The sequence below is a fragment of the Streptomyces sp. NPDC002499 genome, assembly GCF_053595415.1.
The window spans coordinates 138,741-151,517 of record NZ_JBSFXO010000008.1; the positions used below are offsets into that span (position 1 = coordinate 138,741).

Consider the following 12,777-nt stretch of genomic DNA (forward strand, 5'->3'; position numbering starts at 1 on the left):
CGACGGACATTACCCGTAGGTTCGAACTCACATCCAGGTCTCGCCACAACTGTGGCCAATTTAAGCCGTCAACAGGCACGGAATGCCACGATAGTTGACACGGCTCGCGTCGGGACCGCAGGATCAAGGCGCCGCGTGAAGGCCGCATAGGCAAGAGGGGTGACCTCCCGATGGCGTATCAGGCAGGAGGGCAGCGGCCGGCACCGCGGCCCGTCCCCGAGAGCCCCGAGGCTCAGGCGTATCTGCAGGACTACGCCACCCTCGTGGAGGCTGTCCCCTTTCCGTCCGTCGTCTTCGACCACCGCTGGGACGTCGTTCTTTCGAACAGTGCATTCGCGTCACTTTTCCGTGAGATGAGCCCGCATCCGACCGCGATGCCGGGCGACAACCTGCTGCGTTTCGTGCTGTTCCACCCGGACGCGGGCACGGTCCTCGGCGATCACGAGTCCCTGTGGTGCCTGCCGATGCTGGCCCACTTCTCGACCGCCGTGGAGCGGTGCGCGCACGACCATGGACTTCAGGCCATTCGCCGCGAGATCGCCCAGGACCCGATCATGGAGGCCGCGTACCGGCAGGGCCTGCCGCACTGGATGTGCGTGGCCGGGGAGGCCGCCCTCGAACTGGACGGTGTCGTGCGGCCCGTGCTCCATCCCGATCCGCGCTGGGGCGCCACCGACTGCCGGGTGGTGGACGAGACACCGCGGACGTTGCGCGAGCTGGGATACCGGCGGCTGACGCTGGTGCTGCGCGAGACCCGCCGTGAGCGGTCCCGGCCGCGCGGTGCCAGGTCCACGGCCGCGCATCTCAGGGTGGTTCCCACCCCCGAGGCCTGACCGGGCACCGTCGGCGTTCAGGTCGCCGACGGCGCCCAGTCAGTGATCAGGGCGGTTGTCGATCCGGGCTTCAGCGAGCGGTCGTCACCAGCACCAACGGGATGCCGTGGCACGGGAACAGCCGTATGCCGTCGAGGTCCGCGGGACGGGACCGCTCCAACACCCCCGCGAAATCAGGGCCCTTGGTCAGCGAGCCGGCGAGATGGGCGGGGTCCGCGGAGGCCGCCACCCGGCCGCGCGCGTTCGCCAGGTACGCCGGTCCCGGCAGCCCTCGCAGCAACGGCAGCGCGGCCGCCTCGAAGTGCCGCAGGTACACGTCCGCCGCGGCCACTCCGACGAACCGGCCCGCCACCTCGACGGGCGCGGAGAGCGTGAGGCTGTACTCGTCCGAGCAGAGGTAGTCGACGTAGGGGCCCGCCACCGCCCGCCGGCCGGTGTCGCGGGGCAGCGCGAACCAGTCCCAGTGCGTGTAGTCCGAGTACGCCGAGTGCTGCGGGTCGAGGTCCAACAGGAGGGGTTTCACGTCCCCTTGGGCGCCGGTCTGCCACCACTCCAGCCAGGCCGGCACGTCGGTCAGCAGACCCGGGGCGGCGACGAAGCCCACGCCGGAGACCAACTCCTGGCGGGTCAGGCGCAGATGGAGACCGGGGCGGAGCGCGGCCAGGTCGGCGGTCGCGGGGCGGCGCTGCCGGTCGGCCACCCGGGTCAGCAACTCCGTCGCGTCCGTACGGGTTTCGGCGACCGCGTCGAACACCGCCTCCAGCGCGTCACCCACCCGCGCCGCCACCTGTTCCTCGGCGGAAGTGTCGAGCGTCGGGGTCGCCGTGCCGACGAGGCCAGGGCTGCTGCTCATGGGGCCCTCCAGCGGACGGGGACCGGCGCGGCGCGGCTACAGGGCGAGGCGTACGGCGATGAGCCGCGCCGTCGACTCCTGGACGCACCGCTCGGCCAGTTCCCTGGCCGAATCCTGGGCCCCATCTTGCACGGCCGAGATTACGGAGCGGTGACGGTCCGCCACCTCTTCACGATATTCGTCGTCGCCGAGCACAAGACACAGCAGGGCGCCGACCTCCGTCTGCAGCGCGACCTGCTCCCGGGTGAGCCGCGCGGACTGCGCGGCGGCGGCCAGCTCCACATGGAAGCGCCCGTACATCCGGGAACAGGCCGCAGGATCCGGCGCCTCGCTCAACTCGGTTGCGGTGCGGTGCAGTTGGACCAGGTCGTCGGGTTCCGTGCGGTCCGCGGCGAGACGGGCCGAGGTGCCCGACAGGGCCGCCCAGTGGTCGCCCAGATCGCGCAGCTCCTCCGGGCTCCAGCCGCGCAGCCGGACCCGGAGGCGCTCCTCGCCGGGGTCCTCGGGCAGCGAGACGAAGGAGCCGCCGCCCCGGCCCCTGCGGGTGGTGACCAGGCCCTGCTGGCGCAACGCCATGAGGGCCTCGCGCAAGGTCACGGTGGACACACCGAGCTGCCCCGCCAGCTCGCTCTCGCCGGGCAGCTGCTCCCCGTCGGCGAGCAGGCCGAGCTCGATGGCGTCGCCGAGCCGGCGGACCACCGCGTCCACGCGCGCCCGGTTGTCCACGGGCGCGAAGACGGCTCTGCGGGCGCCGCCGTCGGTCGATTGCTTCACGGCCACCACCTTGTGCGTTGACTCAAGCTTTACCCTAAGGGGGCCTTGAGATTTGAACTATGACTTCATATGTTTCCGTGCAACGTACGAGAGCGCCAGAAAGGTTCCCGCCCATGGAGGGAAGTGCGATCCGGCTGCACGAACTGCGGAAGTCGTTCGGTGGGACGACCGCCGTGGCCGGCATCGACCTGGAGATCCGGGACGGGGAGTTCTTCTCGCTGCTCGGTCCCTCCGGCTCCGGCAAGACCACCGTCCTGCGCATGATCGCCGGGTTCGAGACGCCGACCGGCGGCCGGATCGAGCTGGCCGGCCAGGACGTCACCGGGCTCGCGCCCTTCGAGCGGGACGTCCACACCGTCTTCCAGGACTACGCCCTCTTCCCGCACATGACCGTCGAGCAGAACGTCGCCTACGCCCTCAAGGTCCGCAAGGTGCCCAAGGCCGAGCGGCTCGTACGGGCCCGCAAGGCACTCGCCGAGGTGCGCCTGGACGGGTACGGGAAACGCCGGCCCGGCCAGCTCTCCGGCGGCCAGCGCCAACGCGTCGCCCTCGCCCGCGCGTTGGTCGGCCGCCCCCGTGTCCTGCTGCTCGACGAACCGCTCGGCGCCCTCGACCTCAAGCTGCGCGAGCAGATGCAGGTCGAACTGAAGGCGCTCCAGCGCGAGGTCGGCATCACCTTCGTCTTCGTCACCCACGACCAGGAGGAGGCCCTGACGATGAGCGACCGCATCGCCGTCTTCGACCAGGGCCGGCTCGAACAGGTCGGCACCCCCGCCGAGATCTACGAACGCCCCCTCACCTCGTTCGTCGCGTCCTTCGTCGGCACCTCGAACCTGCTGACCGGCGAGGCGGCCCAGCGCGTCGTCGGCAAGGCCGGCACCTTCAGCATCCGGCCCGAGAAGATCCGGATCGTCGAGGAGACCGCCGAGGAGTCCGCCGAGGCCGATTCGCCCGAGCACACGACCGCGATCGGCACCGTCGCCGAGGTGGTCTACCTCGGGGACTCCACCCGCTTCCTGGTCGACCTCGACGCGGGCGGTCGCCTCACCGCGCTCCAGCAGAACCTGGAGACCTCCGCCGAGGACGTCGCCGCCTACCGCGGCACCCGGGTCCGCCTGCGCTGGCAGCGCCGCCACACCGTCCACGTCCCCGACTGATCCGCCGTCCCTCACGTATGGAGAACGTCGTGCGCCACATCCGTACCCTCCAGCTCGCGGCCGCCGCCGCACTGCTCCTGGCCACCGCCGCCTGCGGCTCCTCCGACTCCGGCAGCGGCTCGGCCGGCGGCCTCAACCCCCCTGATCTCAAAGAGCAGTCGAAGCTCGGCAAGACCGAGGGACAGGTCAACCTGATCGCCTGGGCCGGCTATGTCGAGGACGGCTCCAACGACCCCAAGGTCGACTGGGTCAGCGACTTCGAGAAGCAGACCGGCTGCCAGGTCAACTCCAAGGTCGCCGCCAGCTCCGACGAGATGGTCAAACTCATGAAGACCGGTGAGTACGACGCCGTCTCGGCCTCCGGCGACGCCTCCCTGCGGCTCATAGCCTCCGGCGACGCCGCGCCCGTCAACACCAAGCTCGTGCCCAACTACGCGGACGTCTTCGCCGGGTTGAAGGACGGGAACTGGAACTCCGTCGACGGGCAGATGTACGGCATCCCGCACGGCCGCGGCGCCAACCTGCTGATGTACAACACCGAGAAGGTGACGCCCGCGCCGACGTCCTGGGCGGCCGTCTTCGACGACGCGTCGAAGTACAAGGGCCACGTCACCGCGTACGACTCACCGATCTACATCGCCGACGCGGCCCTGTATCTCAAGGCCACCAAGCCGGAGTTGAAGATCAAGGACCCCTACGCGCTCGACCAGAAGCAGTTCGACGCCGCGGTGGCGCTGCTCAAGACGCAGAACTCCAGCATCGGCGAGTACTGGGGCGACTACCTGAAGGAGATCTCCGCCTTCAAGAGCGGTGACTCCGTCGTCGGCACCACCTGGCAGGTCATCGCCAACCTGGCGTCCGACGAGGGCGCGAAGGTCAAGGCGTTCGTGCCGAAGGAGGGTTCGACCGGCTGGTCCGACACCTGGATGGTGTCGGCGAAGGCCAAGCACCCCAACTGCGCCTACAAGTGGCTGGACTGGATCATCTCGCCGAAGGTCAACGCCCAGGTCGCCGAGTACTTCGGCGAGGCCCCCGCGAACTCCAAGGCGTGCGACCTGACCAGCGACAAGAACTTCTGCACCACCTACCACGCGACCGACGAGAGCTACTGGAAGAACATCGCCTTCTGGAACACGCCCATCGAGCAGTGCCTGGACGGCCGCACGGACGTCAAGTGCGTGCCGTACGCCAAGTGGGTCCAGGCCTGGACCGAGATCAAGGGCTGACCCATGACCGTAGAGGCGCAGACCGTCGGGCGGGGGACCGTCCGGCGGCTCGCCGGGGCGCTGCACCGGCGCCCCCGGCTCCGGCTGGGGCTGCTGCTGACCGCCCCGCTGCTGTGGCTGGCCGTGCTCTATCTCGGCTCGCTCGCCGTGCTGTTCGTCTCCGCGTTCTGGACGACGAACTCCTTCACCTCCGAGGTGGTGAAGGTCTGGTCGACCGACAACTTCCACGCGCTGTTCACGACGCCGGTCTACCGGCAGGTGATCCTGCGCAGCGTTGGGGTCGCGCTCGCGGTGTCCGTGCTGTGCGCGGTGATCGCCTTTCCGCTCGCCTTCTACACCGCGCGGGTGGCGCGGCCGAAGTGGCGGCCGCTGCTCGTGGTCGCCATCCTCACGCCGCTGTGGGCGAGTTACCTGGTGAAGGTGTACGCGTGGCGGCTGATCCTGTCCGAGGGCGGGCTCGCCGACTGGATGCTGAAGCCCTTCGGGCTGAGCGGGCCGGGGTTCGGTCTGCCGGCCACCGTGCTGACGCTGACGTACCTCTGGCTGCCGTACATGGTGCTGCCGATCCACACCGCGCTGGCGCAGCTGCCCGCCAACCTCCTTGACGCGTCGGCGGACTTGGGGGCCCGGGGCTGGCGGACCTTCCGGTCGGTCGTGCTGCCGATGGTGCTGCCGTCCGTGGCCGCCGGGTCGATCTTCACGTTCTCGCTCAGCCTCGGCGACTACATCACCGTGCAGATCGTCGGCGGCAAGACCCAGCTGATCGGCAACCTCGTCTACTCCAACATCGAACTCAACCTGCCCATGGCCGCCACCCTCGCCACGGTCCCCGTCGCCGTCATCGTGCTGTACCTGCTCGCGATGCGCCGCACGGGCGCGCTGAGCAGCCTGTAGAGGAGCCCGTCGTGCAACTCTCCCGTTCCGCGCGGATCGCGCTGCGCGTCGCCGCCGGGCTGGGCTTCGCGGTGATCTACGTGCCGCTGCTGCTCGTCCTGGTCAACTCCCTGAACCCGGACCGCAGCGCGAGCTGGCCGCCGCCCGGGTTCACCCTGCACTGGTGGTCGGTGGCCAAGGACAACTCCGGTGCGCGGGAAGCCCTTTGGGTCTCGGTGAAGGCCGGCCTCGGGGCCACCGCGATAGCGCTCGTCCTCGGCACGCTGATCGCCTTCGCCGTCTCCCGGTACCGCTTCTTCGGCCGGGGTGCCCTGTCCTTCGTGGTCGTCCTGCCGATCGCGCTGCCCGGCATCGTCACGGGCATCGCCCTCAACTCGGCCTTCAGTACGGTACTTGAGCCGCTCGGGGTCGGCCTCGGCCTGTTCACCGTGGTGGTCGGGCACGCCACCTTCTGCATCGTCGTGGTCTTCAACAACGTCGTCGCCCGGCTGCGCCGCACCTCAGGGACCTACGAGGAGGCCGCGATGGATCTCGGTGCCAACACCTTCCGCGCCTTCGTCGACGTCACCTTCCCGCTGGTGCGCTCGGCGCTGTTCGCGGGCGGACTGCTGGCCTTCGCGCTCTCCTTCGACGAGATCGTGGTGACCACCTTCACGGCCGGACCGGGTGTCCAGACCCTGCCGCTCTGGATCTTCGACAACATGACCCGACCGCAGCAGGCACCGGTCGTGAACGTGGTGGCGGCCGTCCTTGTACTGTTCTCGGTGATTCCGATCTACGTGGCCCAGCGGATGTCGGCCGACACGGCGACGAGCAGCCGGGTCTGAGAATCCGGACGGGACGAGTCCGGCCGACGGATCCAGCCACCGAATCAGACCTCCACGCAAGCCGTTTGCGTTTCTTGCGCTATTCTTGCGCGCATGACGCGACGACTTGCCGAGGTAGCGAAGAAGGTCGGGGTCTCCGAGGCCACGGTCAGCCGGGTGCTCAACGGCAAGCCGGGGGTCTCCGAGCCCACCCGGCAGGCGGTGCTCAGTGCCCTGGACGTCCTGGGCTACGAGCGGCCCACCCAGCTGCGCGGCGAGCGCGCGCGACTGGTCGGTCTGGTCCTGCCCGAGCTGCAGAACCCGATCTTCCCGGCCTTCGCGGAAGTGATCGGGGGAGCGCTGGCCCAGGCCGGGCTGACCCCGGTGCTGTGCACCCAGACCAAGGGCGGCGTCTCCGAGGCCGACTACGTGGATCTGCTCCTGCAGCAGCAGGTCTCCGGCGTCGTCTTCGCCGGCGGTCTGTACGCCCAGGCGGACGCGCCGCACCACCACTACCGCCGCCTTGCCGAGCGCAACATCCCGGTGGTGCTGGTCAACGCGTCCATCGACGACCTCGGTTTCCCCGGTGTCTCCTGTGACGACGCGGTGGCCGTGGAGCAGGCGTGGCGGCACCTCGCCTCGCTCGGGCACGAGCGGATCGGCCTGGTCCTCGGGCCGGACGACCACATGCCGTCGGCGCGCAAGCTGACCGCGGCCCGCGCGCTGGGCGAGCTGCCCGACGAGCACATCGCCCGGGCCATGTTCTCCATCGAGGGCGGCCACGCGGCGGCCACCCGGCTCATCGACCGCGGGGTCACCGGCTTCATCTGCGCCAGCGACCCGCTTGCGCTCGGCGTCATCCGGGCCGCCCGCCGCAAGGGTCTCGACGTGCCGGGGCGGATCTCCGTCGTCGGCTACGACGACTCCGCGCTGATGAACTGCACCGAGCCGCCCCTCACCACCGTCCGCCAGCCCATCGAGGCCATGGGGCGCGCCGCGGTCGAGCTGCTGAACGCACAGGTCGGCGGCAGTGCCGTACCGGCCGACGAACTGCTCTTCGAGCCGGAGCTGGTGGTCCGGGGCTCGACCGCGCAAGCGCCGCGGGACTGATTCCGGACAGCCGCCGGACTGATTTCCGGCAGAGCTGTCGGTCACTGACGATGCACAGTCAATCGGAGATCCATCACATCCAATCCTCTGTCAAATAATTACGGATTCTGCGCGACATCTTGCGGACAGCTGTCGGCGGTGCTTGAGTGTGCGGCGCCCACCGCTCCTGCCACGAGGGGTCCACCGATGAGAATCACCGGGTTCCGCCGTACTTTCGCCGCGCTCAGTGTCTGTTCGCTTGCCCTGGCCGCCTCCGCCTGCGGGTCGGGCGACGACGACTCGGCGAGCGGCAAGACCCGCATCACGGTCAACTGCATGCCGCCCAAGAGCGCCAAGGTCGACCGCTCGTTCTTCCAGCAGGACATCGCGTCCTTCGAGAAGAAGAACCCGAACATCGACGTCGTCGCGCACGACGCCTTCCCCTGCCAGGACCCCAAGACGTTCGACGCCAAGCTCGCCGGCGGGCAGATGGAAGACGTCTTCTACACGTACTTCACCGACGCCAAGCATGTCGTCGACGTCCGCCAGGCCGCCGATCTCACGCCGTACGTCAAGGAGTTGAAGAGCTACGACACCATCCAGAAGCAGCTGCGCGACATCTACACCGTGGACGGCAAGATCTACGGCATCCCGCGCACCGGCTACTCGATGGGTCTGATCTACAACCGCGCGCTCTTCGAGAAGGCCGGCCTCGACCCCGACACGCCCCCGGCCACCTGGGAAGAGGTGCGCGCCGACGCCAAGAAGATCGCCGCGCTCGGCAACGGCACCGTCGGCTACGCCGACTACAGCGCCCAGAACCAGGGGGGTTGGCACTTCACCGCCGAGATGTACTCCCAGGGCGGCGACGTCGTCACCGCCGACGGCAAGAAGGCCAGCATCGACACCCCGCAGGGTCACGCGGTCCTGCAGAACCTGCACGACATGCGCTGGACCGACAACTCGATGGGCAGCAAGCAGCTCCTGGTCATCAACGACGTCCAGCAGATGATGGGTTCGGGCAAGCTCGGCATGTACCTCTCGGCGCCGGACAACATCCCGATCCTGGTCAAGGAGAAGGGCGGCAACTACAAGGACCTCGCGCTGGCCCCCATGCCCGGCGGTCAGGGCACGCTCATCGGCGGCGACGGCTACATGTTCAACAAGAACGACTCGCCCGCCCAGATCCGCGCCGGCCTGAAGTGGCTCGACTCCATGTTCCTGACCCCCGGAGACGGCTTCCTCGGCGACTACGCCCGCGCCAAGCAGAACAACGCCCCGGTCGGCCTGCCCGAGCCGCGCCTGTTCACCGGCGCCGCCGACGCCAAGGACCAGCAGGTCAAGAAGGCCAACGCCAACGTCCCGGTGGAGAACTACCAGGCCTTCCTGGACGGCAACCAGGCCCTCCAGATGAAGATCGAACCGCCCAACGCCCAGCAGATCTACTCCGTCCTCGACGGGGCCGTCTCCGCCGTCCTCACCAAGAAGGACGCCGACATCGACAAGCTCCTCAAGGATGCCTCCGGCAAGATCGACAGCATCCTGGCCCGGGGCTGACCGACATGCCCAAGACCACCGCAGCGCGGCGACCCGTCGAGACGGTCGCCGTGCGCCCGGTGCAGGCGCCGCCTCCGGCAGGGGACCGGAGGCGGCGCCGTCTCGCCGACCAGGCGCGCGCCTACGCCTTCCTCGTCGGCGGGCTGATCTGCTTCGCGCTCTTCTCCTGGTACCCGGCGATCCGCGCCGTCGTGATCTCCTTCCAGAAGTACACGCCGGGCTCGGACCCCGAGTGGGTCGGCACCGACAACTTCACCCGCGTCTGGCACGACCCCGAGTTCACCGCCGCCTGGCGCAACACGCTCACCTTCACGCTGCTCGCCCTGCTCATCGGCTTCGCGATCCCCTTCGTGATGGCCCTGGTCCTCAACGAACTACGGCACGCCAAGGCCTTCTTCAGGGTCGTGGTCTACCTGCCGGTGATGATCCCGCCGGTGGTCAGCGCGCTGCTGTGGAAGTGGTTCTACGATCCCGGAGCCGGCCTCGCCAACGAGGCGCTGCGCTTCCTGCACCTGCCCACCTCGAACTGGTCCAACGGCGCCGACACGGCCCTCGTCTCCCTGGTCATCGTGGCCACTTGGGCCAACATGGGCGGCACCGTCCTGATCTACCTGGCCGCCCTCCAGTCCATCCCGGGCGAGCTGTACGAGGCGGCCGAGCTGGACGGCGCGAACATCCTCCAGCGCGTCCGGTACGTGACGATCCCGCAGACCCGGTTCGTCATCCTGATGCTGATGCTCCTTCAGATCATCGCCACCATGCAGGTGTTCACCGAGCCGTTCGTGATCACGGGCGGCGGCCCGGAGAACGCCACGGTCACCGTCCTGTACCTGATCTACAAGTACGCCTTCCTCTACAACGACTTCGGCGGCGCCTGCGCGCTGAGCGTGATGCTCCTCGTGCTGCTGGGCGTCTTCTCCGCCGTATATCTGCGCCTGACCCGATCCGGGGAGGACTTCGCGTGAGCACCCGCACCCTGGTCTCCCCGGCGGCGCTGGCCCGGCCGCGCGGCAGGGCCGTCTACTGGACCGTCTTCACCGGCGTCGTCCTCCTCTTCGCGCTGGCCTTCCTCTTCCCGGTCTACTGGATGGTGACCGGCGCGATGAAGTCACCGGACGAGGTGACCCAGACCCCGCCGACGCTGATTCCCAAGCACTGGCACATCAGCGGTTACACCGACGCCTGGGACCTGATGCAGCTGCCCCAGCATCTGTGGAACACGGTGGTCCAGGCGGCCGGCGCCTGGTTCTTCCAGCTGGTGCTCTGCACGGCCGCCGCCTACGCCCTGTCCAAGCTGAAGCCGGCCTTCGGCAAGCTGATCCTCGGCGGCATCCTGGCCACCCTGATGGTGCCGGCCCAGGCCCTGGTCGTACCGAAGTACCTGACCGTCGCCGACCTGCCGCTGATCCACACCAGTCTGCTCAACGACCCGCTGGGCATCTGGCTGCCGGCCGTCGCGAACGCCTTCAACCTCTATCTGCTCAAGCGGTTCTTCGACCAGATCCCGCGTGACGTGCTGGAGGCCGCCGAGATCGACGGCGCCGGAAAGCTGCGCATCCTGTGGTCGATCGTGCTGCCGATGTCACGGCCTGTCCTGGGTGTGGTCTCCATCTTCGCCCTGGTCGCCGTCTGGCAGGACTTCCTCTGGCCGCTGATGGTCTTCTCCGACACCGACAAACAGCCGATCAGCGTGGCGCTCGTCCAGTTGTCGCAGAACATCCAGCTGACCGTGCTCATCGCGGCGATGGTGATCGCCAGCATCCCGATGGTCGCGATGTTCCTGATCTTCCAGCGGCACATCATCGCCGGAATCAGCACGGGCAGCACGAAGGGCTGACACCGACCGCCCTCCGACCCGAGACAGAAAGGCAGGCACAGTGGGACAGCCCAGCCATGCCCAGAAGCAGCCGCAGCACCAGGACTGGTGGCGCTCCGCCGTCATCTACCAGGTCTACGTCCGCAGCTTCGCCGACGGCGACGCAGACGGCACAGGCGACCTCGCCGGCGTCCGCGCCAAGCTGCCTTACCTCGCCCAACTCGGTGTGGACGCCCTGTGGTTCAACCCCTGGTACCTGTCCCCGCTGAAGGACGGCGGCTACGACGTCGCCGACTACCGCGCGATCGACCCGGCCTTCGGCACCCTCGCCGAGGCGGAGAAGCTGATCTCGGAGGCGCGGGAGCTGGGCATCCGCACCATCGTCGACATCGTGCCCAACCACGTCTCCGACCAGCACCCCTGGTTCCGCGCCGCGCTCGCCGCCGGGCCCGGCAGCCCCGAGCGCGAGCTGTTCCACTTCCGGCCCGGGCGCGGGGAGCACGGCGAACTCCCGCCCAACGACTGGCCGTCGCAGTTCGTCGGCTCCACCGAGCCGGTGTGGACCCGGCTGCCGGACGGCGACTGGTACCTCCACCTGTTCACGCCGGAACAGCCGGACCTCAACTGGGCCCACCCGGCCGTCCGTCAGGAGCACGAGGACATCCTGCGCTTCTGGTTCGAGCGGGGCGTCGCGGGCGTCCGCATCGACTCGGCCGCCCTGCTCGCCAAGGACCCGGAGCTGCCGGACTGGGTCGAGGGCCGCGACCCCAACCCCTTCGTCGACCGCGACGAACTCCACGACATCTACCGCGCCTGGCGCGCGGTCGCCGACGAGTTCGGCGGCGTGTTCGTCGGCGAGGTGTGGCTGCCCGACGCCGAGCGCTTCGCCCGCTACCTGCGCCCCGACGAACTGCACACCGCCTTCAACTTCTCGTTCCTGTCCTGCCCCTGGGACGCGGACAGACTCCGCACGTCGATCGACACCACGCTCGCCGAGCACGCCCCGGTGGGCGCCCCCGCCACCTGGGTGCTGTGCAACCACGACGTCACCCGGACCGTCACCCGCTACGGCCGCGCGGACACCGGCTTCGACTTCGCCGCCAAGGCCTTCGGCACCCCGACCGACCTCGTCCTCGGCACCCGGCGCGCCCGCGCGGCGGCCCTGCTCTCGCTCGCCCTGCCGGGCGCGGTCTACGTCTACCAGGGCGAGGAACTCGGCCTGCCCGAGGCGGACATCCCGCGCGACCGCATCGAGGACCCGATGTACTTCCGCTCCGGCGGCACGGATCCCGGGCGCGACGGCTGCCGGGTCCCGCTGCCCTGGAGCGCCGACGCGCCGTACGCGGGCTTCGGTTCGCAGCAGGAACCGTGGCTGCCGCAGCCCGCCGGCTGGGCCTCGTACGCGGCAGATCTCCAGGCGGCCGACCCCCGCTCGATGCTCTCCCTCTACCGCGAGGCCATCCGGCTCCGGCCGCTCCTCGGCGACGGTCCGCTCGGCTGGCTGCCCGCACCCGAGGGCGTCCTGGCCTTCACCCGGGGGGCCGGCGTGCTGTGTGTCGTCAACCTCGCCGACGCGCCCGTCGGTCTGCCCACCCACACCGAACTGCTCCTCGCCAGCGGCCCGTTGGACGCCGACGGCCGACTGCCGAGGGACACCGCGGCCTGGCTGCGCACCTGACCCGCGGCCAGGCCGCGCGCACCTCGCCACCCCCCAGCCCCCTACCTCCACCCCGCCAACCCCCACCCCCGCCTCGCTATCCCCTTTACCCCCA

General features: G+C 69.4%; 12 protein-coding genes. 10 read left to right on the forward strand and 2 right to left on the reverse strand.

The genetic code is table 11. The features are described 5' to 3' along the window. The first annotated feature begins 170 nt into the window (after positions 1-170). Positions 171-833 (forward strand): MmyB family transcriptional regulator, encoded by a 663-nt coding sequence (locus ACWD5F_RS23500; protein ID WP_451256981.1) that lies wholly within the window; start codon positions 171-173, stop codon positions 831-833. Between the two features lie 70 nt (positions 834-903). Here the strand turns inward: ACWD5F_RS23500 and ACWD5F_RS23505 are convergent, their stop codons facing one another. Further along, entirely contained in the window at positions 904-1,686 is a 783-nt protein-coding gene (locus ACWD5F_RS23505) for a cache domain-containing protein (RefSeq protein WP_451256983.1), read from the reverse strand. A 36-nt stretch (positions 1,687-1,722) separates the two neighbouring features. Then, entirely contained in the window at positions 1,723-2,469 is a 747-nt protein-coding gene (locus ACWD5F_RS23510; protein ID WP_401712525.1) for a FadR/GntR family transcriptional regulator, read from the reverse strand. Positions 2,470-2,573: 104 nt separating this feature from the next. Here ACWD5F_RS23510 and ACWD5F_RS23515 point away from each other — a divergent pair, with 104 nt between their 5' ends. From ACWD5F_RS23515 to ACWD5F_RS23555, 9 genes are all read left to right on the forward strand, one after another. Further along, the gene (locus ACWD5F_RS23515) at positions 2,574-3,617 is read left to right on the forward strand and encodes an ABC transporter ATP-binding protein (protein WP_451256985.1); all 1,044 of its coding nucleotides are present in this window, start codon (positions 2,574-2,576) and stop codon (positions 3,615-3,617) included. A 17-nt stretch (positions 3,618-3,634) separates the two neighbouring features. Continuing rightward, a complete protein-coding gene (locus ACWD5F_RS23520; protein WP_451256987.1) occupies positions 3,635-4,843 on the forward strand; it encodes an ABC transporter substrate-binding protein in 1,209 nt (402 codons plus the stop codon). Between the two features lie 3 nt (positions 4,844-4,846). Next, on the forward strand, positions 4,847-5,737 hold the full coding sequence (locus ACWD5F_RS23525; protein WP_451256989.1) for an ABC transporter permease: 891 nt from the start codon (positions 4,847-4,849) through the stop codon (positions 5,735-5,737). An 11-nt stretch (positions 5,738-5,748) separates the two neighbouring features. Continuing rightward, on the forward strand, positions 5,749-6,564 hold the full coding sequence (locus tag ACWD5F_RS23530) for an ABC transporter permease (RefSeq protein ID WP_401712513.1): 816 nt from the start codon (positions 5,749-5,751) through the stop codon (positions 6,562-6,564). 93 nt (positions 6,565-6,657) lie between these two features. After that, the gene (locus tag ACWD5F_RS23535; RefSeq protein ID WP_401712510.1) at positions 6,658-7,653 is read left to right on the forward strand and encodes a LacI family DNA-binding transcriptional regulator; all 996 of its coding nucleotides are present in this window, start codon (positions 6,658-6,660) and stop codon (positions 7,651-7,653) included. A 186-nt stretch (positions 7,654-7,839) separates the two neighbouring features. Beyond that, positions 7,840-9,189: an ABC transporter substrate-binding protein gene (locus tag ACWD5F_RS23540; protein WP_451256992.1), complete on the forward strand. Its 1,350-nt coding sequence runs from the start codon at positions 7,840-7,842 to the stop codon at positions 9,187-9,189. A gap of 5 nt (positions 9,190-9,194) precedes the next feature. Further along, entirely contained in the window at positions 9,195-10,154 is a 960-nt protein-coding gene (locus ACWD5F_RS23545) for a carbohydrate ABC transporter permease (RefSeq protein ID WP_451256994.1), read from the forward strand. Next, positions 10,151-11,026 carry a carbohydrate ABC transporter permease gene (locus tag ACWD5F_RS23550; RefSeq protein ID WP_450352639.1) on the forward strand — a complete coding sequence of 292 codons (876 nt, stop codon included), beginning with the start codon at positions 10,151-10,153 and terminating at the stop codon, positions 11,024-11,026. The genes ACWD5F_RS23545 and ACWD5F_RS23550 overlap by 4 nt, the downstream gene beginning before the upstream one ends. Before the next feature lie 40 nt (positions 11,027-11,066). Then, positions 11,067-12,683: a glycoside hydrolase family 13 protein gene (locus tag ACWD5F_RS23555; protein ID WP_451256997.1), complete on the forward strand. Its 1,617-nt coding sequence runs from the start codon at positions 11,067-11,069 to the stop codon at positions 12,681-12,683. Positions 12,684-12,777: the final 94 nt, after the last annotated feature.